This window comes from Oceanobacillus arenosus (genome assembly GCF_003369575.1).
Taxonomy (GTDB): Bacteria; Bacillota; Bacilli; order Bacillales; family Amphibacillaceae; genus Oceanobacillus; species Oceanobacillus arenosus.
The window spans coordinates 253027-276264 of sequence record NZ_PIOC01000014.1 but is presented as its reverse complement, the minus strand read 5'-3'; the positions used below and the strand labels follow the sequence as shown (position 1 = coordinate 276264).

General features: G+C 36.8%; 27 protein-coding genes. 23 read left to right on the top strand and 4 right to left on the bottom strand.

Features of this window, described 5'->3' with window-relative positions; genetic code table 11:
- The first annotated feature begins 167 nt into the window (after positions 1-167).
- The 7 genes from mltG to mtnN all read left to right on the top strand — a co-directional run bounded on the left by mltG (position 168) and on the right by mtnN (position 5115).
- Positions 168-1286, top strand: a complete 1119-nt coding sequence (gene mltG / locus CWR48_RS09550; protein ID WP_115773002.1) for an endolytic transglycosylase MltG — start codon at positions 168-170, stop codon at positions 1284-1286.
- 41 nt (positions 1287-1327) lie between these two features.
- Entirely contained in the window at positions 1328-1996 is a 669-nt protein-coding gene (locus CWR48_RS09545; protein ID WP_115773001.1) for an O-methyltransferase, read from the top strand.
- A complete protein-coding gene (udk, locus tag CWR48_RS09540) occupies positions 1980-2621 on the top strand; it encodes a uridine kinase (protein WP_211316729.1) in 642 nt (213 codons plus the stop codon). The genes CWR48_RS09545 and udk overlap by 17 nt, the downstream gene beginning before the upstream one ends.
- A 128-nt stretch (positions 2622-2749) precedes the next feature.
- On the top strand, positions 2750-3226 hold the full coding sequence (gene greA / locus CWR48_RS09535) for a transcription elongation factor GreA (RefSeq protein WP_115773000.1): 477 nt from the start codon (positions 2750-2752) through the stop codon (positions 3224-3226).
- 163 nt (positions 3227-3389) lie between these two features.
- Entirely contained in the window at positions 3390-3647 is a 258-nt protein-coding gene (locus CWR48_RS09530; protein WP_115772999.1) for a hypothetical protein, read from the top strand.
- Between the two features lie 73 nt (positions 3648-3720).
- A complete protein-coding gene (locus tag CWR48_RS09525; protein WP_170140731.1) occupies positions 3721-4398 on the top strand; it encodes a YrrS family protein in 678 nt (225 codons plus the stop codon).
- Positions 4399-4425: 27 nt separating this feature from the next.
- Positions 4426-5115: a 5'-methylthioadenosine/S-adenosylhomocysteine nucleosidase gene (gene mtnN / locus CWR48_RS09520; protein WP_115772997.1), complete on the top strand. Its 690-nt coding sequence runs from the start codon at positions 4426-4428 to the stop codon at positions 5113-5115.
- 52 nt (positions 5116-5167) lie between these two features.
- Here mtnN and sigK read toward each other — a convergent pair whose 3' ends face one another.
- Both sigK and CWR48_RS09510 read right to left on the bottom strand, forming a co-directional pair.
- Positions 5168-5872, bottom strand: coding sequence for an RNA polymerase sporulation sigma factor SigK (gene sigK / locus CWR48_RS09515; RefSeq protein WP_115772996.1), 705 nt, complete (start codon positions 5870-5872; stop codon positions 5168-5170).
- Between the two features lie 311 nt (positions 5873-6183).
- Complete coding sequence (locus CWR48_RS09510) at positions 6184-6330, bottom strand: sporulation histidine kinase inhibitor Sda (protein WP_115772995.1); 147 nt, start codon at positions 6328-6330, stop codon at positions 6184-6186.
- Between the two features lie 403 nt (positions 6331-6733).
- On the opposite strand from CWR48_RS09510, the gene CWR48_RS09505 reads away from it, so the two are divergent.
- The 11 genes from CWR48_RS09505 (at position 6734) to CWR48_RS09455 (ending at position 15824) form a co-directional block, all read left to right on the top strand.
- Complete coding sequence (locus CWR48_RS09505) at positions 6734-7249, top strand: YqeG family HAD IIIA-type phosphatase (protein ID WP_115772994.1); 516 nt, start codon at positions 6734-6736, stop codon at positions 7247-7249.
- Between the two features lie 2 nt (positions 7250-7251).
- Positions 7252-8349: a ribosome biogenesis GTPase YqeH gene (gene yqeH / locus CWR48_RS09500; RefSeq protein ID WP_115772993.1), complete on the top strand. Its 1098-nt coding sequence runs from the start codon at positions 7252-7254 to the stop codon at positions 8347-8349.
- Between the two features lie 13 nt (positions 8350-8362).
- A complete protein-coding gene (aroE, locus tag CWR48_RS09495) occupies positions 8363-9208 on the top strand; it encodes a shikimate dehydrogenase (protein WP_115772992.1) in 846 nt (281 codons plus the stop codon).
- Position 9209: 1 nt separating this feature from the next.
- Entirely contained in the window at positions 9210-9500 is a 291-nt protein-coding gene (yhbY, locus tag CWR48_RS09490) for a ribosome assembly RNA-binding protein YhbY (RefSeq protein WP_115772991.1), read from the top strand.
- Positions 9501-9538: 38 nt separating this feature from the next.
- Positions 9539-10108, top strand: coding sequence for a nicotinate-nucleotide adenylyltransferase (locus CWR48_RS09485; protein WP_115772990.1), 570 nt, complete (start codon positions 9539-9541; stop codon positions 10106-10108).
- A complete protein-coding gene (gene yqeK, locus CWR48_RS09480) occupies positions 10095-10667 on the top strand; it encodes a bis(5'-nucleosyl)-tetraphosphatase (symmetrical) YqeK (protein WP_115772989.1) in 573 nt (190 codons plus the stop codon). Before CWR48_RS09485 ends, yqeK begins: the two co-directional genes overlap by 14 nt.
- A gap of 266 nt (positions 10668-10933) precedes the next feature.
- Complete coding sequence (gene rsfS / locus CWR48_RS09475) at positions 10934-11290, top strand: ribosome silencing factor (RefSeq protein ID WP_115772988.1); 357 nt, start codon at positions 10934-10936, stop codon at positions 11288-11290.
- A 5-nt stretch (positions 11291-11295) separates the two neighbouring features.
- Positions 11296-12045: a class I SAM-dependent DNA methyltransferase gene (locus CWR48_RS09470; RefSeq protein WP_115772987.1), complete on the top strand. Its 750-nt coding sequence runs from the start codon at positions 11296-11298 to the stop codon at positions 12043-12045.
- A gap of 154 nt (positions 12046-12199) precedes the next feature.
- Entirely contained in the window at positions 12200-12802 is a 603-nt protein-coding gene (locus tag CWR48_RS09465; RefSeq protein WP_115772986.1) for a helix-hairpin-helix domain-containing protein, read from the top strand.
- A gap of 143 nt (positions 12803-12945) precedes the next feature.
- Positions 12946-13512, top strand: coding sequence for a ComE operon protein 2 (locus CWR48_RS09460; RefSeq protein WP_115772985.1), 567 nt, complete (start codon positions 12946-12948; stop codon positions 13510-13512).
- Positions 13513-13526: 14 nt separating this feature from the next.
- Positions 13527-15824, top strand: a complete 2298-nt coding sequence (locus tag CWR48_RS09455) for a DNA internalization-related competence protein ComEC/Rec2 (protein ID WP_115772984.1) — start codon at positions 13527-13529, stop codon at positions 15822-15824.
- A gap of 223 nt (positions 15825-16047) precedes the next feature.
- Here CWR48_RS09455 and CWR48_RS09450 read toward each other — a convergent pair whose 3' ends face one another.
- Positions 16048-16182, bottom strand: a complete 135-nt coding sequence (locus CWR48_RS09450) for a YqzM family protein (RefSeq protein ID WP_115772983.1) — start codon at positions 16180-16182, stop codon at positions 16048-16050.
- A gap of 335 nt (positions 16183-16517) precedes the next feature.
- Between CWR48_RS09450 and holA the strand changes: the two genes are divergently transcribed.
- On the top strand, positions 16518-17531 hold the full coding sequence (gene holA, locus CWR48_RS09445; protein ID WP_115772982.1) for a DNA polymerase III subunit delta: 1014 nt from the start codon (positions 16518-16520) through the stop codon (positions 17529-17531).
- A 41-nt stretch (positions 17532-17572) separates the two neighbouring features.
- On the opposite strand, the gene rpsT is transcribed toward holA, so the two are convergent.
- Positions 17573-17839 (bottom strand): 30S ribosomal protein S20, encoded by a 267-nt coding sequence (gene rpsT, locus CWR48_RS09440; RefSeq protein ID WP_115772981.1) that lies wholly within the window; start codon positions 17837-17839, stop codon positions 17573-17575.
- 407 nt (positions 17840-18246) lie between these two features.
- Here rpsT and gpr point away from each other — a divergent pair, with 407 nt between their 5' ends.
- From gpr to lepA, 4 genes are all read left to right on the top strand, one after another.
- Positions 18247-19344, top strand: a complete 1098-nt coding sequence (gpr, locus tag CWR48_RS09435; protein ID WP_115772980.1) for a GPR endopeptidase — start codon at positions 18247-18249, stop codon at positions 19342-19344.
- 102 nt (positions 19345-19446) lie between these two features.
- On the top strand, positions 19447-20622 hold the full coding sequence (gene spoIIP / locus CWR48_RS09430) for a stage II sporulation protein P (RefSeq protein ID WP_115772979.1): 1176 nt from the start codon (positions 19447-19449) through the stop codon (positions 20620-20622).
- A gap of 12 nt (positions 20623-20634) precedes the next feature.
- The gene (locus CWR48_RS09425) at positions 20635-20946 is read left to right on the top strand and encodes a hypothetical protein (protein WP_115772978.1); all 312 of its coding nucleotides are present in this window, start codon (positions 20635-20637) and stop codon (positions 20944-20946) included.
- A 90-nt stretch (positions 20947-21036) separates the two neighbouring features.
- A complete protein-coding gene (lepA, locus tag CWR48_RS09420) occupies positions 21037-22845 on the top strand; it encodes a translation elongation factor 4 (RefSeq protein ID WP_115772977.1) in 1809 nt (602 codons plus the stop codon).
- The last annotated feature ends 393 nt before the right edge of the window (positions 22846-23238 follow it).

Genomic DNA, 23238 nt, shown 5'->3' with positions numbered 1-23238 from the left:
ATTTTGGTTAGTAAATGTTAAAACTAGTGTGATGTCTTCGATCCTGGTTGTTACTTTACGCTGACTCCTTTTGCACGTTATTTCCATAAATAGCGATAAAATCACTAAATTAATGGATTATCATGTCTTTTTTTAGTATAATGAGTCGGATGAAAGGGGGATATTGCATGTCCAAGAAAAAAAGCGGTGGGAATTTTAGAGACAATCTCGTTGCACGTAGTAATGAAGCAAGATCAGTTAGAAAAATTGTGTTTACGATATTGATTGTTCTAATTATCATCCTTGCTATTGGAGGCATATTAGGATTTCTCTATGTGAAATCTGCATTAGAGCCTGTTGACCCAACTAGTAATGAAAATATAAAAGTGGAAATACCAATTGGTTCCTCAAGTACGACAATTGCAGATATTCTTGAAGAAAATGGAATTATTAAAAATGGATTGTTTTTCCGTCTTTACCTAAAATTGAATAATGAGGGCGATTTTCAGGCTGGTGAATATACTTTTACTCCTGCTTTAACCATGGATGAGATTATTGAATCACTGAAGACAGGGAAGGTTGTAGCTGAGCCAGTACATCGCATTACGATTCCAGAAGGATTAACGGTTGATCAAATTGCTGGAATTTATGCTGAGAAGCTAAACATTAAAAAAGCAGATTTTCTAGCTGTAGTTAATGACAAGGCATATATCGAACAGCTTATTGATAAATATTCGGCAATACTTTCAGATGACATATTAAATGAAGAGATTAGAACACCTTTAGAAGGCTATTTATATGCTTCGACCTATGAGTTCTTTGAAGAAGAGCCATCAATTGAATCGATTGTTGAATCCATGTTAGATCAGTCGCTTGCTGTTATTACCCCATATTTGGAAACCATTAAGGAAAAAGGGCTTAACGTTCATGAGGCTGTTACGTTTGCTTCATTAGTGGAAAAAGAAGCAAGCAGTGAAGAACAGCGAAGTGAAATTTCTAGTGTCTTCTATAATCGATTAGAAACTGACATGCCACTACAAACAGATCCAACTGTATTATATGCACTTGGCAAGCATCAAGAAAGAGTATTATATGAGGATTTAGAAGTGGATTCACCATATAATACGTATAAGATAAGCACACTGCCAATTGGTCCCATTGCGAATTTCTCGGAGAGTTCATTGATTGCAACACTAAACCCTGCGGAATCGGATTATTTATATTTTTTACATGACAGTGAAGGCGAAATACATTATGCAGAAACATATGAAGCGCATCTCAAAAATCGAGATGAATATATTAATTAAATGAAGATGGTATAGTGTAACTGAAGAAAGAGGCCTGTACAATGGACAAACAATTAAATCATTATTTGCAACAAACCTTGCCTACTCAACAAGAGTGGGTTTTACAGCTTGAAGAACAGGCCAAGCAGGACCAAATTCCAATTATGGATTCGGTTAGTATTCATTTCTTGATGCAGCTAATCCTCCTTAAGAAACCGAAGCGAATATTAGAAGTTGGTGCTGCAATCGGATATTCTGCATTAAGAATGAATGAGGCATATTCCGAGGCTGATATTGTTACGATTGAACGTGATGAACCGCGATATTTACAGGCACTTAAAAATATCGCAAATCAAAATAGACAAGAAAAAATCCATGTCATTCATGATGATGCGCTAGTCGTGATGGAGCAATTTGTCAGAGATGGAGAACGATTTGATTTGATCTTTATTGATGCTGCGAAAGGGCAATATAAACGTTTTTTTGATCTTGCGAGCCAATTGGTGATCGATGAGGGGCTAATTATCACAGACAATGTACTTTTTAGAGGATATGTTGCTGGTGATGATACGGAAGATATCCCGAAACGTTTTAGAACCATGGTTGAGAAACTTAGGATGTATAATGCATTCATTATGAACCATCCGGATTTTACCTCGTCGATTATTCCTATAGGTGATGGTGTTGCAGTTAGTGAATACTTAGGAGGTCAAAATGTTGGTCAAAGATAAGCCAGTAGTAATTGGTGTCGCTGGTGGAAGTGGTAGTGGAAAAACTTCCGTTACACGCTCCATTTACGAACAATTTACAGATAAAACTATCCTTGTTCTCGAACAGGATTATTATTATAAAGATCAAAGTCATCTAGCATTTGAGGAAAGATTGAATACAAACTATGATCATCCATTAGCATTTGATAATGATCTGCTAATCGAGCATTTAAAGGATTTACTAAATCAGAAGGCAATCGATAAGCCAGTATATGATTATAAAAATCATACAAGATCACAAGAAGTAATCCATGTGGAACCCAAGGAAGTTATTATTGTAGAAGGTATTCTTATTTTAGACGATGCAAGGTTGATGGATTTAATGGATATTAAAGTATTTGTTGATACAGATGCTGATTTACGAATCATTCGTCGGTTATTACGAGATATTAAAGAACGAGGCAGAACCATTGATTCCGTAATCGATCAATACCTTGACAATGTTAGGCCATCACATTTACAATTTATTGAACCAACGAAACGTTATGCTGATATTATCATCCCAGAGGGTGGCCAAAACCATGTTGCAATTGATATTTTAGCTTCTAAAATTGAAAGCATATTAGCAAAAAATCGCCTAAGATAATTAAAAAGTATTGATTAATTATTTAAAGTCTGCCATAGTATGGAATAGTATATTTATTTAGTGTTATGTATGAGCGTGTTTTGGAGCATCGCTCGTTTGTTTATGAAGAGTGAAAAGGAGTGTTTTTAATGGCTGTAGAGAAAAGTTATTACATGACTCAAGAGGGGAAAGAAAAATTAGAGAAAGAATTACAATTTTTGAAAACGGATCGCAGACAAGAAGTTGTAGAGCGAATTAAAATTGCGCGTGACTTCGGTGACCTGTCTGAGAATTCAGAGTATGATGCAGCGAAAGATGAACAAGCTTTCGTTGAGCAACGAATTACACAGGTTGAGAAAATGATTCGTAATGCTATCATTATTGAAAATGATAATAATTCTCCCAATGTAGTCTCTCTAGGTAAATCCGTAACGTTTGTTGAATTGCCAGATGGCGAGGAAGAAACATATACAATTGTCGGAAGTGCAGAAGCAGACCCATTTGAAGGTAAAATTTCAAATGACTCCCCAATGGCAAAAAGTTTAATTGGAAAAGAAATTGGTGAAGAAGTCGCAGTAGCAACACCAGGTGGAGACATTCAAGTGAAAATCGTGAAAGTAGATTAAATAACTAATAAAAGCGAGGGATTCCCCTCGCTTTTATTAGTTATTATCATATTCCTTGCCATTAGTATACAATTATGCATACCGTTTATCTAGTATATAATAGCGACATTTAGGTCAAAATTGCTAGCAAATTGAAATTAATTTCAGAAGAGGATACCAATAAATGGAAAACTTCTTTTCACCGTTAATAAATATTTTAAAGGCTGCTTATGACTCTATTGCAAAATTTGTATTTACAACAGTGTTATGGATAATAGATTTAATCAAAAACTTTCTGCTTGACACTGGAATTACGGATGATGTAGTAACTGCAACAGTGATTGCTGTAATTATAATATTAACCATTTTTCTTTTACTGGTAGGATGGTTATTAGGTCCCATCCGGGTATATGGTGGGGGCAATGATTCAAATGATGATTAAAAATGTAATGTTCCTATAATACTATTATACATAGGAAATATGGTAATATAATAGAATAGTATAGGGGGTAGATATGATGAGCGATATGGATAAAAATACACGGTTAAATAAATTTGATAAGAGAAGAAAAACGACAAAGTCCATTACAATTTTATTAATTGTTGGTGCAGTTCTTATCGTCGTGATTCTCGCTTTTTGGTTATTTGGTGGAGGAAGCAACAAATCGGACAACACAGTAGAAGAACCGCTTGAGGAGTCATCACAGATTATAATAAACGACGATTCAAAGTCGAATGATGAATCAAAAAATAGTAATACAAAAGAAGACAAGGATGCTACTAATGAAGAATCAGATTCTCCAACTATAGATGACGAAGAGGATACCGAAATAGATAATGAAAAAGTAAAAACGGAACCTGCTGAACCATCAGATAATAATGTAGAAGAAGCATATGCAGGAGATTGGAAGCCTGTAGGAACGGAACAAACTGGTCCACATACAACGACATATGATGAAGGTACAGCAGACCGTGAAGAAATGAAACAGGCTGTATCGGTTGCAACTGGATTAGCTACAACTGATATGATTGAATGGTGGTATGAGAATGGTGGCGACCAGAAAGTAATTGCAACGGTTTCTGATAATGCTCAAACCGCAACATATCGAGTATTCTTATCTTGGAATGATGGTGAAGGATGGCAGCCAACGAAAGTGGAAAAACTAATTGAAAATGATCGAAATAATCGATAAGCAATATGTAATCAACGGAGGAATATCATGAAAATCGGAATAATTGGTGCAATGGATGAAGAAGTAGCACTTTTATTAGATAATATGACAGGGAAGCAGGAAGTTCGTGTAGCAAATTGTCTATTTGTTGAAGGAAAGCTGCAAGGGAAGGATGTTGTTTTATTAAAGTCAGGAATTGGTAAAGTAAACGCGGCAATGGCAACGACCATTATGCACGAACGTTTTGCGCCGAGCCATGTGATAAATACAGGTTCAGCAGGGGGATTCTCGGAAAAACTAAATGTAGGAGATATCGTTATTTCTACGAAGGTTGTCCATCATGATGTGGACGTAACAGCATTCGACTACGCTTATGGTCAGGTACCAGGACTTCCGGATATGTATGAAGCAGATCCAGCACTAGTGGAAAAAGCAATAGCAGCTGTTAAAGATTTAGCAATTAATTATGAGGAAGGTATCATTGCAACAGGGGATTCATTTATGGAGGATCCTGAGCGAGTAGCATTTGTACGAGCAAAGTTTCCTCAGATGATTGCTTCCGAAATGGAAGCTGCAGCAGTTGCTCAAGTTTGTTATCAGTATGGCAAGCCATTTGTCATTATCCGGGCATTATCTGATATCGCTGGTAAAGCGTCATCCATTTCATTTGATACATTCTTGGATCAAGCAGCGAAACATGCAGCACAATTAATCATGGCGATTATTGAAGAAATATAATAAATGTTCATGCGGAACGCGAATGAGGGGAATCGTCATTCGCGTTCTACAATTAACCCCTCCGCTCTTTTTTATAATATTCGTGGAATACTTTCATTAATGCACGTTTTTCTATTCGTGAAACATAACTCCTCGATATATTTAGTTTTTTAGCTATTTCTCTTTGCGTCATTTCCTGGGTATCATTTAATCCATAACGATAGACAATCACTTCACGTTCCCGACCATCTAAGATTGTGAAGTATTCTTGCATTTTCTCGATTTCCATATTTAATTGAATGTATTCGATGATATTGTCACTTTCAGCTTCTAAAATGTCAATTAAACTAATTTCATTTCCTTCCCGGTCTTGGCCAATCGGATCATGTAACGAGACGTCTTTCTTCACCTTCTTTAATGCCCTTAAATGCATGAGAATCTCGTTTTCAATACAACGAGCGGCATACGTTGCAAGTTTCGTTCCTTTATCACTGGAAAAGCTTTCAACACCTTTAATTAATCCGATAGTACCAATAGAGATTAAATCCTCCATATCCTCCCCGGTATTTTCAAATTTCTTGACGATATGTGCAACTAGTCGTAAATTATGTTCAATGAGCTTATTTCGAGCTACTTCACTACCATTTTGCATTTCTTGAATGTACTTTGCTTCTTCGTCAGGTGGCAATGGTTGGGGGAAAGCGTGGTTTTTAACATAGGAAACAAAGAAGAGCGCTTCCTTAATAAGAAACGTGAGTGCAGTTAAGATCCCGGACAAATACATGCACCTCCTATGCATCAATCATGATGTTTGGGTTTTTGCCTATATTACATCTTTATGTAGGCAGAAGGGTTTTCGTGTCTGTCCCGCTGGATCTTTTTTAGTACTACATAAGTGCAACCAAGTTTTCTAATTGCTTAGGAAACAATAAAATTGGGCGCTGCGGATAACAGCCATGTCCCGTGGGGCGCAGTCCGCACGTCGCTAAACTAGCTTTAAGCTTTTGTTCTGGTTATCTTACTAAAAAAAGAATAACTCCTACCAAAACGATAGGAGTTATTTGAAACTTCTCTTCAATAATATGATGTTCAACCTAATTTAGAGTGTTTAATCTTATGCGACAAATATCTTCTATGAATTTCTTCTTCAATTAAAGAGATAAAATCTGGGCTTAATTGTAATTCATTCGCTGTATAATAGGATTCTAATAGTAGCTCATCCGATAAATGTTCCATCCATACAGCCCTCCTAAATGTCGAATAATCTTTTAAATGTTAAGCTATTAATAACTTAACATGTTTCCTATCGTTGGACAAGGTCGAAGTTATCTACAGATATCTGTAGATAACTTGTGAATAAATAGAGAATAAACACCTAAGTAGTAATGATATCGGGATTGGAAATGTGAGTAATGTTATCCACAATGAGAAAAAGGAATTTATTTGTCGAACGAATTATTGCATATTTGTGTATCGCTTATATAATTTTCATCACGCATTACTACTTTAAAATAAGGTTCAGAATAGAATTTAATCGAGAGCTTTCCTTTAAACATGTAGTCATATATTATAAGAATAGGTTATAATGGTTATTCGTAATAAACGATACAGCGATGAATGGGTAAATGAGGTGTTAATGATGTTTGGTAATTTTTTGCCAAATGAGCATGTAAAAAGTATATTTGATATACAACCAGCAAAATTAAAACAAAAGGGAATTAAAGGAATCATAACCGATTTAGATAATACATTAGTTGCCTGGGATGTTCGTGATGCAACCCCGGAAGTAATTAATTGGTTTGAGCAAATGAAATTGCATGACATTGGTGTTACTATCATTTCTAATAATAATCAAGAAAGAGTGAGCGCATTTTCCGAGCCACTTGGGACGCCATTTGTATATAGTGCGAGGAAGCCACTTGGTAGTGCATTTAAGACAGTTGCTAAACAAATGAATCTCAAGAAGGAAGAGATCGTTGTGATTGGCGATCAATTATTAACAGATGTTCTTGGCGGTAATTCAGCAGGATTCTATACGATTTTGGTTGTACCAATTGTACAAACGGATAGTAAAATGACTAAAATAAATCGTACGATAGAACGGATTATTTTAAATTATATGCGGAAAAAGGGTAAAATAAGTTGGGAGGAATAAGTTTGGAAAAGATTTATTGTCAAGGGTGTGGTGTCCTTATTCAAACGACCGATCCGGACAAACTCGGATATACACCGAAATCATCATTAGATAAAGATACAGTTTTGTGTAAACGATGCTTTCGTTTAAAACATTATAATGAAATTCAAGATGTTTCGATGAAAGATGATGAATATTTGAAGATGGTCAGCTCGATTCAAAAATCAAAGGGCTTAATTGTTCATGTGATTGATATTTTTGATGTAAATGGAAGTTTGATCAAGAGTCTTCCAAGAATCACGGGAGATAACCCTATTATTCTAGTTGGAAATAAAATGGATTTATTACCGAAATCAACGAACAAGCGCCGACTCATGCAATGGCTAAGAACACAAGCGAAAGATGCCGGAATTAAGCTGTTGGATGTATTTTTAATTTCTTCTGTTAAAGGGCATGGAATAGAAGAATTAATGGGGAAGATTGAGCACTACCGAAATCATCAGGATGTATATATTGTTGGAACTACAAATGTTGGAAAATCAACGTTCATCAATCAATTAATTAAACAAACGACAGGTTTCAGCGATGTCATTACGACATCTTATTTTCCAGGGACAACCCTTGGGTTTATTGAAATCCCACTTGATGATGATACAGCATTAATCGATACACCGGGTATTGTGAATAAACAACAAATTGCCCATTATGTTTCCAAAGAGGATTTAAAATTAATTACACCAAAGAGTGAAATTAAGGCAAGAATCTATCAATTGAATAGTGGACAATCCCTGTTCTTTGGAGGGTTAGCTCGAATAGACTTTATTAAAGGTGACAGACAATCATTGGTTTGTTATTTCTCTAATGAATTACCAATTCATCGGACAAAGGTAGAAAAAGCGGATGAATTGTACGAGAATCATGTTGGGGAGCTACTATCGCCACCGAATGAAAAGTCGTTAGCAAGATTACCGAAGCTAACTGAAAGCACGTTTCGTATTTCTGGGGAGAAAACGGATATTGTATTTCCAGGATTGGGCTGGGTAAGTATCGCTGATGATGCTACCGTTATTGCTCATAGTCCAAAGGGTGTAGCAGTATCGATTAGAAAATCACTTCTTTAGGGGGAGAAGAGCGATGGGGTATCAATTTGAGCTTATCGGATTTCCGATTAAGCATTCGATTTCACCTTGGATCCATGAGCAGTTCTTTACAAGAAGCAAGTTACAAGGAACATATATAAAAAATGAAATTGAACTAAATGATTCATTTTCAGGGAAAATAATCGAGATGAAAGCAAAACAAATTGACGGCTTTAATATTACGGTACCATATAAGCAAAGAATTATTTCTTATTTAGATGAAGTGGATATCATTGCTGAGAAAATGGGGGCAGTGAATACAGTTGTGAATCAAAATGGGACTTGGAAAGGCTATAATACAGATGGGAAAGGATACTTACGATCGCTAGAAAGTAAATTCTCTGCTTTTGGTCATGATAAATCAATTCACATCCTAATCCTCGGCGCGGGTGGGGCAGCGCGTGGCATTTATTGTGCGCTTACAGAGGAAGGTTACATGCATATTGATATTGCAAACCGGACGATGACGAGTGCAGAAGATATAGCGAAGCTTGCGAACGATAAGACTAGCACACAGATTCTATCATTAGAGGAAGCAGAGCAATTGATTAATCATTACGATTTAATTATCCAAACAACATCTGTTGGCATGAAGCCAAATATAGATCAATCGATTATTTCGCTTGCATCATTAAATAAACCAATCATTGTTAGTGATATCGTTTATCAGCCGTTAAAAACGAACTTTCTACAACAGGCGGAGAATGCGGGAGCACAAATACATTATGGTCATTCCATGCTGTTATATCAGGCACAACTTGCATTTGAGATTTGGACCGGACAACGAGTTTCTACGGAAAATTTAGATCATGAATTACAACTTATTTTGGAAGGAAGATAATATGTTAACAGGGAAGCAAAAAAGATTTTTACGTTCAAAGGCACATCATTTGAAACCAATTTTTCAGGTTGGTAAGGAAGGTGTCAATGAAAATATGGTGAAACAAATTGGCGAAGCATTAGAAAAAAGAGAGCTATTAAAAGTAAGCATACTTCAAAATTGCGCAGATGATAAAGATACGGTCGCAACAGAGTTGTCAGAGGGCACTGCTGCAGAGGTCGTGCAAATAATTGGTAATAGTATTGTCTTGTATCGAGAATCGGAAGAACATAAGGAATTACAGCTACCATAATCGGTTGTTGAGAGATATGTTAACTAAAGGAGTTTATCATGAGACGTATCGGTATATTGGGCGGAACATTTGATCCACCACATCTGGGACATTTATTAATTGCAGAAGAGGTTCGCTTAACATTAGCGTTGGAGGAGGTATGGTTTATTCCAACATATACACCACCACATAAAAATGAATCGAAAACGAGTGCGACGGATCGAATTCATATGCTGGATCAGGCATTAGAAAGCAATCCTTTCTTCAAAATCAATTCGATTGAAATCGAGCGTTTAGGAAAATCCTATACGTTTGATACCATGAGCATGTTAACAAATGAATTTCCAGAAGATGAATTCTACTTTATTATTGGTGCGGATATGGTCGAATATTTACCGCATTGGCATAAAATAGATGAATTAGTTAATATGGTGCAATTTGTTGGTGTGAAGCGTTCTGGATATAAGCTGCAAACGGAATATCCTGTCATTGAAGTAGATATACCGTTAATCGATATTTCATCATCTATGTTAAGGAATAGATTGCGTGCCAAGCAATCGGTTAAATATTTAGTTCCAGATGTGGTAACGAACTACATTAGGGAGAATCGGTTATATGGACAAAAATGAAGCAATTAATATTGTCAAACCCCATTTGACAAAAGCAAGAATGGACCACACATTACGAGTAGCAGAAACAGCAGTAAATCTGGCAAGGCAATACGGTGAATCTGAAGAAAAGGCGGAACTTGCAGCAATTTTTCATGATTATGCAAAGTACCGATCATTAGATGAGATGGCCCGTTGGATAAAAGAAAGTACATTGCCAAAGGATTTATTGGACTATCATCATGAACTATGGCATGGACCAGTTGGATCATTATTAATTGAACGAGAATATGGAATAACGGACGCAGATATCAAAAATGCAATTTATTATCATACAACCGGTAGAGCCAACATGAGTAAGTTCGAAATGATTATTTATTTGGCAGACTATATTGAGCCTGGGAGAAGTTTCCCTGGACTTGATGAAGTAAGGAAAGCAGCAGAAGGAGATTTATTACATGCATGCTTTTTGGTTTCCAAAAATACAATAAATTACCTGATGAAAAAAAACGCCACAATCTACCCTGATTCGTTTCATGCATATAATGATTTTAGTAGAAAAGTGCAAGCACCCGTTTGAGCTGTGTACGAACTTCCCTTGCCATTTGAAATAAAGGAAACATGCCCTTCACTATAGGGGTATGCCGACGTTGAGGAGGCCTGCTTTTAGTCGGTCTTCATTAAATACAGGAGTCGATGTTGGCTTTCACCACAAGGGTATAAGTGCGACTAGGCCTCATGTGTAACCAATCGGCAAGTCTTCTTTATCGTACGGAGGCGAGGGAAGTCTCGCTAACGCTTTAGTGCTGGAGTTGGACAACAAAGTAAATGGAGGTAATGAATGAGATGAAAAATGAAGAATTAATACAAATAATTGCGGAAGCATCTGATGACAAACGTGCAGAGGATATTGTCGCATTGGATATGAAGGAAGTATCGCTAATTGCGGATTATTTCTTAATTTGTCATGGAAATACGGAAAGACAGGTTCAAGCAATAGCAAGAGGGATTCAAGATCGCGTGGAAGAAGAAGGAATCAATGTAAAACGAATGGAAGGATTTGAACAAGCTCGCTGGATTTTAGTCGATATTGGCGATGTTGTTTGTCATATCTTCCATAAAGAAGAACGGAATTATTATAATTTAGAACGTTTATGGGGAGACGCTTCGAGAGTGCCATTACGAATTGGGCAAGAAGGGTAAGTATCATGGCGTATCAACAAATGGCGTATGTATATGATAAATTAATGAGTGAAGCTCCCTATGAAGCTTGGATTAATTTTACGGTAGAAGCAATTAACAGATCAGGCAAGCAAGTAAAACATATTGCCGACCTCGGATGTGGAACCGGAGAGATAACGACGAAATTAGCGAAGCAAGGCTACGTGATGACTGGCGTCGATTTCTCCACGGACATGCTTGCATATGCGGAACATAAGGCAAGCGAACGAAATGTCTCTGTCCAGTGGCTCCATCAAGATTTAAAGGAACTAGCAGGGCTAACGGATCTTGATGTTGCAATTAGCTACTGTGATGTAATCAACTATATTACCGATGAGCAAGATATCAAGCAAGTGTTTGCAAGGGTTGCTGATTCGTTAATGATTGGCGGCTTGTTCATGTTTGATGTGCATGCATTACAGCATGTTGAGAATAACTATGTGAACCAAACCTTTGCAGATGTTACAGACGATGCATCTTACATTTGGTTTTGCTCGGAAGGGGACCAACCCGGAGAAATGTTTCATGAGTTAACTTTCTTCGCATTAGATGGGGATCACTATGCTCGTTTCGATGAATATCATCATCAACGGACCTATTCAATAAACTTTTATAAAAAATTATTAGAAGCCACTGGCTTTGAAAATATAAAAATCTATGCTGATTTTTCTTTAAAAGAGCAAAATGTTAATGAACAGTCAGAAAGAATCTTCTTTATAGCAGAAAAAAGGTCGTGATAATCCAATTATCCGATCTTTTTTTGTTAGCAGGAATTATAAATTGCTTGTCGAATAATAGTAATTAGTAGCGAGTATTGTCTTCGATTACCCCATAACTTCAACGGTGCTATCCCCAATTACTTATCAATGATGTAAAAGGAAGTGACTCCAGATGATAGAAATACTCAAGAAGTATGCCTTTCTTATTATAGTTGGCGTTATCATTATTTTATTTCTCATCTTCACAAATGACGATGAAATAGAGGATGGTGGGGAATTGAACGCTGTAATCACTACTGTAGATGCAGAAACAGGTGGAGATTTGCTTAAAACAGAACAAACAGTGAGTGACACCACTATTGCAATCGTAGATGTGAAAGGTGCTGTAGTTAAACCAGGCGTTTATGAAATCAATATCGATTCTCGTGTTATTGATGTGATTCAAAAGGCGGGAGGGTTCATGACAGATGCAGATCAAACTGGAGTAAATCTTGCACAAAAAGTTCAAGACGAAATGGTCCTTGTCATACCAAAGATCGGCGAGCAGGCAACGATGGTAGGTGGCACAAGTGATGATTCGGGAAAAATAAGGATAAATTATGCGACTCAAGAGGAAATCGAAAGCTTAAATGGAATTGGACCATCAAAAGCAGCAGCGATTATCGCTTACCGCGATGAACATGGATTTTTCCAAACGGTTGAAGATCTACTTGAAGTATCTGGTATTGGCGAAAAAACGTTAGAGAATATGAAAGATAATCTCCAGGTGCCATAAGTAAAAAAGTTCTTAGTAAAAACAATAATCGTATAGCAATTAGTCTTTGTATAAGAAAGAATGGATTGGATTTCCTTCACGAATTGACGGAATTTCACAATAGCATGTAAACTAATAGGGACAATGTAAAGGGGAGTAATCATATGGGAAGAATCTCTTGGGATCAGTATTTTATGGCGCAAAGTCATTTATTAGCACTTCGAAGCACATGTACGAGATTGATGGTTGGTGCTACAATCGTTCGCGATAATCGGATTATCGCTGGTGGATATAATGGTAGTGTATCAGGCAGTGTGCATTGTATTGATGAGGGCTGCTATGTCATTGATGGTCACTGTGTACGAACGGTTCACGCGGAGGCAAATGCATTATTACAATGCGCAAAATTTGGTGTGCCGACAGAAAATGCCTCCATCTATGTCACTCATTTTCCATGTCTCCAATGCTGTAAACAACTGATTCAAAGTGGTATCAAATTTGTTTACTATGCTGAAGATTATCATAATCATTCATATGCGGTAGAGCTATTTAAGGAGGCTGGAGTAGAAACAAAGAAAGTAAAGTTAAATTACTTAGCGGTTGATACGAACTATCAAAAGAAAGCAGCACTTGTAGAACAGTTAATTGAGAAATTAGATGATTCGATTATCGATAAAGATGAAATAACGGAATACAAGAAAGAAGCTGAAAAGCTATTTTCTAATCATTAGGCAGGTCTAGAAAATTGAGAGGATATTGGCATTTTATTGCAATTTCTGGAGCCATGGCCTGTTTATCAATCCAATTTAGCCCATTCTATTTTATTGGCCTCTTCCTTTGGTTAGGCTATTTATATTATGATGGTCGGTTAAGGAAAATCCCTTTTCTTCTTTCCTTAACCACCTACCTCTTTTTCCTATCCTATCTTCCTCAACTTGACATGCAAGCAGATATGGAAGACGTAAATTCACGTACTAATCAACAATTCATCGGCAGCATTAAAAGTGATATGTCAGTCACAGATAAAAAAATAGAATTTTCATTCCATGAACAACGGATGAATACAAATCTTCTTATCCTTTTCTTTCCTAAACCAAATTCCAAACAAGCAGATTTCAAAAATGAACTCTATATGTTAAAAAATGGAGCATCCTGTATGATAGAAGGAAAGTTGGAGCTTCCGAATGCAAGCCGAAATCCTGGACAATTTGATTATCAAGCATATCTATTATCAAAAGGAATTACCCATCAAGTTATCGTAAACTCCTTAGATGCAATCGATTGTCAAGGGTCAAGCATTATCCATCGCTTTTATCAACTCCGTTCAGATTTAATATCTTTCGTCGAGAGTAGAGTAAGTGTGGATACATCTTCATGGTTAACTTCATTAGTACTTGGTGATGATTCCCAATTACCGGAGGACACGGTAGCATTATTTCAAAGCTGGGGCCTATCGCATATTATCGCAATATCTGGTTCGAATATCGCACTGCTGCTCGCGCTTCTATATTTCTTGTTAATCAAGCTCAATCTTGTAACGAAAGAAAAAGCACAATTCATCGTCTTGCTTTTCCTGCCTGTTTATGGAATTCTTGCTGGTGGTGAGCCCTCTGTTTGGCGTGCATGTGTCATGGTGATGCTATTTATATTGATCAATGAATTTAAATTGAAATTCAGTATTACAGATGTACTTTCAATTACATTTATTATCCTCATTCTTGTTGATAAATATATTATTTATCATGTTGGTTTTCAGTTATCATTTATTGTCACCTTTGGCCTATTGCTTTCAAGGGACTTGCTTGCGGATACGAATCATTTGCTCATGCAAACATTACAAATGAGCTTTGTTTCACAAATGATCATTATTCCGTTGCAATTTTCCTATTTCTCGATGCTCCAGCCCTTATCAATTGTACTAAATGTCATCATCGTTCCATACTTTTCTATATTTGCAATTCCATTGATGTATATTTTGCTGCCCCTATCCTTTTTGCCAAAATCATTCCTTCACATTATTGATTCTGTATTTGTTTACATCCATAGCAATGTCGTCAACTTTGTCTGGTGGATTGATGGGATTGCGGATTATCCGTTTATTATAGGCGCTGTCTCGATCCTATTCACGATCATTTACTTTGTATTATTTTTTACATTCATGGACCGGCTAGCACGCCAAAAATTAAGGCAATCCTTTCTTCTTAGCATAATGTTGTCTATTCTAATCTGCTTGGTTGCAATTCGTCCGTATCTATCACCAATTGGTACGGTTACGATGCTTGATATTGGACAGGGAGATGCGTTTGTTATTGAGCTCCCTTACCGAAAAGGGGTTATCATGATCGATGCTGGGGCAAGGTTTAACTTTGATGATATGCAAGCAACCAATACCGTTTGGAAGCAAATTATTAAACCCTATTTATATTCAAGAGGCATTAACAAGATTGACGCAATCTTTTTAACACATGAGGATATCGACCATGCTGGAAGTGTTCCGTATATGGTAGAAGACTTTAAGATAGAAAGGATTATTGTCAGTGACTTTTATCAACTGACTGGTGAAGAAATGCAGCTATTTGAAAAGCAAAATATCAGGATTGAACGTGTGACTCGAAATGATTCTGTAGTACTTCAGGGGCAACCATTTCATGTCATTGCACCGAATTATAACCATCAATCTGGAAACGAGAATTCCCTCGTTTTATATACGATTTTGGGTGGAAAGGGCTGGTTGTTTACTGGTGATACTGGTAAACAGCAGGAGAAAGAGATAATCGAAACATATCCAGATTTAACGGTGGATGTATTAAAGGTTGCACATCACGGGAGCAATACATCAAGTGATACGGAATTTTTGCAAAAGGTGAATCCCAATACCGCCTTGATTTCGGTCGGAGAAAATAATACGTATGGACACCCAACACAAGAGGTATTGGATTCCCTAGCGGCAGTGGGAAGCTTAGTCTTACGTACAGATACCGATGGTGCAGTCCAGTATCGATTTAAGAACAATAAGGGAACATTCTTCACGTACTTACCATAGAATATATTGTTGTAATTAATAGCTGGACGTGGTATAAGGGAATTTTATTAAGAACAAAAGCTGAAGCGCCCGTTTGAGCTGTGTACGGACTGCGCCCCACAGGACGTGGCTATCCTCGGTAATTAAGTTATCCACAACGTCCAAATTTTATAGTTTCCAAAGCAACTAAAAAAGAGACTGCGCTTACAGTCCCTTTCAAATAAATCGTCCTATGTAGAGATATCTAATGTCCAACAACGCTAATTACTACCCCAATTGCGAAAATGAAAACAAAGAAAAGAAATGGCCAAACAAATCCGTGAATGGAATCTACTACGTCATTTCCTTTGGATTGTGGATCTTTCTCAAATTCGTTCATATCTACCCCTCCTATATCAATCATAGTATAAAGTAAATTCAAAAAAAAATCCACCATTGAATGAAAAATGAATTTCTTTCTATCTGTATTAAATGGTTAACTTCGATTATTTCCCCATTAATAGTAAAACTTAACTGCGATACTTTTACTTAGTTAGCGTAAACTATGCCTAATAAAATTTCGTTTGACAACTCGTTTCGAGGGCTTGTTGTTGAACGTTTATATAGAAACTAGCGGGAAGCTTTCTGTTGAAGAAGGCTTCCCGCTAATTATTGCTTGCTATTCTCGATGTTCCGCTTTACCATTAATGATATACACGTTTGAGGTGAAAAATAATGTCTTTTATGGAAGTAATGAAGCAAGTAAAGAAACAACAATTCGCACCTGTTTATTTTTTGTATGGATCGGAAGCATATTTTACTGACCGTTTACGAACACAGATGATTGCAAATATTTTGAAGAACGATCGAGTGAACTTATTTACTTATGATTTAGAAGAAACGTCGATTCAAGAAGTAGTCGCTGATGCTGAAACCTATCCATTTTTTGGTGGAACAAAGCTAATCATCGCATCTAACCCTGTGTTTTTAAAGGCAAAACCAGATAAATTACCATTTGAGCATGATTTAGAAGCGTTCGCAAAGTATATCGAAAACCCTGTGGACTATTCAATTCTTGTGCTTATTGCCCCATATGAAAAGATTGATGAACGGAAAAAGATTAGTAAATTATTGAAGAAAAATACTGTTGTCGCAAATTGCGAGCCAATTAAGGACAAAGAAGTAGCCAAATGGATTAAAATGCTCGCAGATGATTTGAGAATTACACTAGAAAATGACGTATATGATTTGCTTGAAACAGAGCTCTCGACGAACCTTCGTTTATTAAAGGAAGAGCTGGAAAAGATCGCCTTATATGTAGGGGAAAATGGAATCGTAACAATGGAAATTGCCGAGAAGTTAATTGCTCCAACTTCGAACAGCTCAGCACTACGACTCGTTGATGCAGTGATCGATAGAAATTTATATAAAGCAATCGCGATTTTTAAGGATCTTGAAAAGATGAAAGAAGAGCCGATTGCCTTGATTGGATTACTCGCATTTCAGTTCAGGACAATTCTTCGTGTTAAGCTGTTGAAATTAAAGGGGTACTCACAATTTCAGATGCAAAAACAATTGGGCCTCCACCCATATGTCATTAAAATTGCATTAAGCAGAGAAAATAAATTTTCTACTGAGAAATTAGAAAACATTATGATTAGGCTAGCAGATGCAGATCAGACAATGAAGCAGGGGAAAATGGAGAAGGGGCTTGCATTTGAACTTTTATTATTTGATTTAATCAAATAATAAGCAAAAAAAAACGATCCAATAACGGATCGTTTTTTTTATTATGCGCCTAAGTTATTAACTTTCTTAGTTAGACGAGACTTTTGACGGTTACCACTGTTTTGATGGATAAGTCCTTTTTGAACAGCTTTGTCAATTTGTTTCGTTGTATTTTTCAATGCAACTTTTGCGCTTTCAACGTCGTTTGCTTCAACAAATTTTTCAACGTTTCTGATTGCTGAACGCATTTCTGATTTTTTAGATTGGTTTAGCACACGTTTCTTTTCGTTAATTTCAACACGTTTGATTGCTGATTTAATATTAGCCATTTTTTCACCTCCTAAAAAGGAAATAATTCAAATTAATTTTTAGCATAGATAAATATTCGCTAGTACGAACTAGGAATATATGCAATTACATTAAAGTGGACAAAAGTTATTTTACCAAAGGAACCTCATGATTTCAATACTTTTATCATTTAATCGATGAATTTGTATGTTTTTTCCTAAGTTGACCATTCTAAGATTAACAATAGGCTGTTTTCAAAATACTTGTTGCTATATTAGTAAACCGATTGCCAACATGTTTTAAGGTGACTGCATTAGTTGATTTTCGCTGCCGCATTTCGGCAAACAAGAATCATCCTAAGTAATTTCGCGGTATATTTAGCAGATACGGTAAGTGCAACATTCATTAGGAATTGAGCCAAATAATAAAACGAAGGAGTGCGTTAGAAATGGAAGATAGAAACAAGGCATACCAAGTTAGAACAGATTTGGCGGTAGAAGCAAGAGATATGTATGTGGAGTCGGAAGAAAAACAGGAGAGCCAGATTAAAGGTGTAACATTTAAAGAAAGAGCAGAGCAGGATGTCAGGATCTCCTATGTCGAGATTGATGCGGAAGGTGCAAAATTATTAGGTAAAAAAGAAGGTACATACATTACGATTTATGCGGATGGTGTAAAGAAACAAGATACTGCGAGACAAGAGGCTGCAGCTAGAATCTTGGCAAAGGAACTGGAACAATTAATAGCTAAAAATAACATCGCAGAGAATAGTACCGGATTAATTGTCGGTCTCGGGAATTGGAATGTGACCCCAGATGCTCTTGGACCAATGACAGTAGAGAAAGTACTCGTCACAAGCCACTTATTTAAACTTAATTATGAAACGGTAAGTGAAGGATATCGACCGGTGGCTGCGGTTACTCCTGGTGTAATGGGGGTAACGGGAATTGAAACAGGTGATATTATCCATGGTATTGTTGAGAAATTCAATCCTGACTTTGTCATCGCGATTGATGCACTTGCTTCAAGATCAATCGAACGTGTCAATGAAACGATTCAGCTATCTGATTCTGGAATTCATCCAGGATCAGGTGTGGGTAATAAGCGGAAGGAAATCAGCATTGAAACCCTTGGTATCCCGGTGATTGCTATTGGAGTTCCTACCGTTGTCGATGCCGTTACAATTACTAGTGATACGATAGATTTCATCCTAAAGCATTTCGGAAGGGAATGGAATGAGAAGGATCGACCATCCAAATCACTCGCACCAGCTGGGCTATCATTTGGTGAGAAAAAGTTTACAGAAGAAGATCTTCCTGATGAAAATAAGCGAAAAACCTTTCTAGGAATTGTCGGAACTCTATCAGAAGACGAAAAAAGAAAGTTAATCGATGAGGTATTAACCCCAATTGGACATAATTTAATGGTTACACCTAAAGAGGTGGACGGCTTCATGATTGATATGTCAAATGTAATAGCAAACGGGATTAATGCGGCACTTCACCAAAAGGTGGATGTCGAAAATTTTGCATCGTACACAAGATAACGCTGCTCTATTAAATAATCATCATTCATAATGTTTTTAGTTCTACCTTTTAACCGTCACTCATAGATTTTAATATGGGTGATTTTTAGAAAGGGTGGAATCATGCAGTTAAAAAAGAAGCAGTACCAAAATAATAATGGGAAGCTTTTCTATAAAAAAGGTGGAATATATCTTATCAGTATTGTCGTTCTTTTTGTGGTCATTGGTTTACTTACAACGGTACAACCAACATACCGATTTTCATCGAAAACAATTGCAAATTTCACAAGTGATATCGATTCCTCTATCTTTATGAATTTAATTGGTATGGAAAATAGAGCATTCAAACAAACGCTATTAGAGGAGAGTAAGTTGCCAAGTCTTTCAACCATTCTCTTTCAGGTTGCAACGAGCTTAAAGCCAAATGATCCGCGGAGTTTACTAAGAAATGAAATCCCGGGTTTCTCTTCATTTGATCAAGACACATTAATTGCTGGAGTAGGAACGGATTATACGAATTTTCCAATCGAGTCTTCTGCACCTTTAGAGGAGATTCTACAAGACAGAGTAGCTGTGATTGATGAGGATACTACAAAAGGGGAGGAAATTGAGAAAGACACGTCGAGTTCCGCACCTACTACCGGTAATCGTGACGTCGTTTACATTTACAATACGCATAATCGTGAATCCTTCTTACCTTATCTACCAGATGTAGCCAATTCGGATAGTGCCTTTCACCAGGAGGTAAATATTACCAATGTCAGTGACCGCCTTGCGAAAGCACTTGAAGCAAAAGGGGTTGGCGCCCAAGTAGACAATACGGATATTGGTCTGATATTGAACAAAAAAGGAATGGAGTATTGGCAATCTTATGATGCATCCCGAGAAGTGGTGGAAGCGGCAGTTGCGTCGAATAAGGAAATCGAATATGTATTTGATTTACATCGTGACTCACAAAGACGAGAGGTTACGACGAAGGAAATTAATGGTGAATCCTATGCGAGAATCATTTTTGTAGTCGGAAGTGATAGTAAGAATTTCAATAAAAACACTGAATTAGCTACAAAACTGGATCAATTGATAGAAAAGAAATATCCTGGTTTAAGTAGAGGCGTACTTTCTAAGGGAGGTCCCGGTAGTAATGGCGTCTATAATCAGGATTTAACGGACAATGCAATGTTAATTGAGTTTGGTGGTGTGGACAATACATTAGAGGAATTGTATCGTTCAGCAGACGCTGTAGCAGAAGTGTTTAGTGATTATTACTGGGATGCGGAAGCAGTAAATGCAGCCCAATAGGAGGTAGAATCGATGGTACGCACATTTATTGTTATCCTATTACTTGCTGTTTTTTTTCTCGCTGGCACACTATATGGTACCGACCGAAATCTGATTACTATGAACAACGAAACAACTGAAAACATTGAACAAACAACAATAAAGCAAGAACCCATTGTAACGGAGTCAGAGGTTGTGAGTGAAGTAGTAACTGGAAATATAATGGAGATGGGTAAACAGGACCATCTTATCCCTAAAGTTGCTTCATTTCTTGAAGGAGCAGTAACAGGGTTCTATGAAATTGTTGTCGAGGTTCTTTATCAAATTGCTCAAATATTTTTTTAGCGGATTATTATCATTGAATATCCTTGATTCTATTGCTATAATCATCATATTAATTATCCTTGAAATAACATGTAGGAGTGAACAGCAAGAATGGGGAATAAGCATCGTAATGTACGTAATTTTTCGATCATCGCACATATTGATCATGGAAAATCGACACTTGCAGATCGAATTTTGGAAAATACACAAACCGTAACGAAACGAGAAATGAAAGAACAGCTGCTTGATGCAATGGATTTAGAGCGTGAAAGAGGCATCACAATTAAATTAAATGCTGTACAGCTTCAATATACAAGTAAGAGCGGCGAAGAATTTATCTTCCATTTAATCGATACACCTGGACATGTCGATTTTACATATGAGGTGTCACGAAGTCTTGCTGCATGTGAAGGAGCAATCCTAGTTGTCGATGCTGCGCAAGGAATTGAAGCACAGACATTGGCGAATGTGTACCTTGCAATGGAAAATGAGTTGGAAATTATTCCTGTTATTAATAAAATTGATTTACCAAGTGCAGATCCAGAGCGGGTGAAGCAGGAACTTGAAGATATTTTAGGTATTGATAAGGATGATGTTATTTTAGCATCAGCTAAGGCAAATATTGGAATAGATGAAATCTTAGAGCGCATCGTTGAGGTTGTTCCTGAACCAAAAGGTGATCCAGATGAGCCACTGAAAGCGCTAGTGTTTGACTCTTTATATGATTCATACCGTGGTGTAATTGCCTATGTATGTATTAAAGAGGGCTCTGTAAAAGTCGGCGATAAAATTAAAATGATGGCGACAGGTAAGGAATTCGAAGTGAATGAAGTGGGGGTATTTACACCGAAAATCGCACCGAGAAACGAATTATTGGTTGGGGATGTTGGCTATATTACTGCGTCGATGAAGGATGTTAGTGATACCCATGTTGGCGATACGATTACAAATGCAAGTCGTCCAGCTACAGAAGCACTTCCAGGATATCGCCAATTAAATCCAATGGTATATTGCGGATTATATCCAGTCGATTCCAATGATTATAATGATTTAAGAGAAGCGCTTGAACGATTGGAATTAAATGATGCAGCATTACAATATGAACCAGAAACATCACAAGCATTAGGCTTTGGATTTAGATGTGGTTTCTTAGGATTACTCCATATGGAAATAATCCAAGAGCGGATCGAACGTGAATTTGATATTAACTTAATTACGACTGCACCAAGTGTAATATTAGAAGTAGTGGCAACGAATGGTGATACGATCACAATCGATAATCCCGCAAGTATGCCGGATCCACAATCCATTCAGGAAATTCGCGAACCGTATGTAAAAGCAACCATCATGGTACCGAACGAATATGTTGGTGCGGTAATGGAAATTTCACAGAAAAAACGCGGCACTTTTGTTGATATGCAATATCTGGATGATATTCGTGTAAATGTTATTTATAATATTCCACTATCAGAAATTGTTTATGATTTCTTTGATCAATTGAAATCGAATACGAAGGGATATGCATCCTTCGATTACGAGATGATTGGCTATCAGCGGTCAAATCTAGTGAAGATGGATATCTTACTTAATGGTGACACAATTGATGCGTTATCGTTCATTGTTCACCGCGACTTCGCATTCCACCGCGGAAAACAAATTGTTGAAAAGTTGAAAGAACTAATACCTAGACAACAATTTGAAGTACCAATTCAAGCAGCAATAGGCAATAAAATTGTAGCAAGGTCTACTATTAAAGCAGTCAGAAAAGACGTAACCGCGAAATTATATGGTGGAGATATTTCTCGAAAGCGTAAATTATTAGAGAAACAAAAAGAAGGAAAGAAACGAATGAAAATGGTCGGTTCTGTAGAAGTACCACAGGAAGCATTTATGGCTGTATTACAAATGAATGATGATTAAATCAATTTGTGGGGGAGCTTACAAGCATTCATTTGCTAAAGCTCCCCCGTACTCTATTTATAAAGGGCTTTCCTAAAAATGATTTAGAAGTTACATGTCCCGTCAATGAGACATGTTGTTAAAAAAAGATAATGAGTATAGCATTTATTTGGGATATACTGCGAACAATCGTTAATTATGATTTCAATTTTGGACAGTAGTTGCTATTCAATCTTTAATACCAATCTTTTGTCACGCTCAAATTCGATTGTTAGCGATAGTTATTCTTTGTGATAGATTTTGCACTTTCCCCAGCGTAGTGTATTTCTGGAGCGACTGGCCAATGAGCAGTCACACCACAAGTTGTGTCGCATTTTTTCTAAATAACGACAATCGATATGATTAATATTTTAT

Coding starts and splice junctions, on each gene's coding strand:
- CWR48_RS09470 (WP_115772987.1), top strand. CDS start 11,296: ATGGCGTATCAACAAATGGCGTATGTATATGATAAATTAATGAGTGAA.
- gpr (WP_115772980.1), top strand. CDS start 18,247: ATGGAAGATAGAAACAAGGCATACCAAGTTAGAACAGATTTGGCGGTA.
- CWR48_RS09465 (WP_115772986.1), top strand. CDS start 12,200: ATGATAGAAATACTCAAGAAGTATGCCTTTCTTATTATAGTTGGCGTT.
- CWR48_RS09425 (WP_115772978.1), top strand. CDS start 20,635: ATGGTACGCACATTTATTGTTATCCTATTACTTGCTGTTTTTTTTCTC.
- CWR48_RS09485 (WP_115772990.1), top strand. CDS start 9,539: ATGAGACGTATCGGTATATTGGGCGGAACATTTGATCCACCACATCTG.
- aroE (WP_115772992.1), top strand. CDS start 8,363: ATGGGGTATCAATTTGAGCTTATCGGATTTCCGATTAAGCATTCGATT.
- holA (WP_115772982.1), top strand. CDS start 16,518: ATGTCTTTTATGGAAGTAATGAAGCAAGTAAAGAAACAACAATTCGCA.
- CWR48_RS09450 (WP_115772983.1), bottom strand. CDS start 16,182: ATGAACGAATTTGAGAAAGATCCACAATCCAAAGGAAATGACGTAGTA.
- CWR48_RS09530 (WP_115772999.1), top strand. CDS start 3,390: ATGGAAAACTTCTTTTCACCGTTAATAAATATTTTAAAGGCTGCTTAT.
- CWR48_RS09505 (WP_115772994.1), top strand. CDS start 6,734: ATGTTTGGTAATTTTTTGCCAAATGAGCATGTAAAAAGTATATTTGAT.
- yhbY (WP_115772991.1), top strand. CDS start 9,210: ATGTTAACAGGGAAGCAAAAAAGATTTTTACGTTCAAAGGCACATCAT.
- mtnN (WP_115772997.1), top strand. CDS start 4,426: ATGAAAATCGGAATAATTGGTGCAATGGATGAAGAAGTAGCACTTTTA.
- yqeK (WP_115772989.1), top strand. CDS start 10,095: ATGGACAAAAATGAAGCAATTAATATTGTCAAACCCCATTTGACAAAA.
- CWR48_RS09545 (WP_115773001.1), top strand. CDS start 1,328: ATGGACAAACAATTAAATCATTATTTGCAACAAACCTTGCCTACTCAA.
- CWR48_RS09460 (WP_115772985.1), top strand. CDS start 12,946: ATGGGAAGAATCTCTTGGGATCAGTATTTTATGGCGCAAAGTCATTTA.
- CWR48_RS09525 (WP_170140731.1), top strand. CDS start 3,721: ATGATGAGCGATATGGATAAAAATACACGGTTAAATAAATTTGATAAG.
- rsfS (WP_115772988.1), top strand. CDS start 10,934: ATGAAAAATGAAGAATTAATACAAATAATTGCGGAAGCATCTGATGAC.
- CWR48_RS09510 (WP_115772995.1), bottom strand. CDS start 6,330: ATGGAACATTTATCGGATGAGCTACTATTAGAATCCTATTATACAGCG.
- mltG (WP_115773002.1), top strand. CDS start 168: ATGTCCAAGAAAAAAAGCGGTGGGAATTTTAGAGACAATCTCGTTGCA.
- rpsT (WP_115772981.1), bottom strand. CDS start 17,839: ATGGCTAATATTAAATCAGCAATCAAACGTGTTGAAATTAACGAAAAG.
- spoIIP (WP_115772979.1), top strand. CDS start 19,447: ATGCAGTTAAAAAAGAAGCAGTACCAAAATAATAATGGGAAGCTTTTC.
- greA (WP_115773000.1), top strand. CDS start 2,750: ATGGCTGTAGAGAAAAGTTATTACATGACTCAAGAGGGGAAAGAAAAA.
- udk (WP_211316729.1), top strand. CDS start 1,980: ATGTTGGTCAAAGATAAGCCAGTAGTAATTGGTGTCGCTGGTGGAAGT.
- lepA (WP_115772977.1), top strand. CDS start 21,037: ATGGGGAATAAGCATCGTAATGTACGTAATTTTTCGATCATCGCACAT.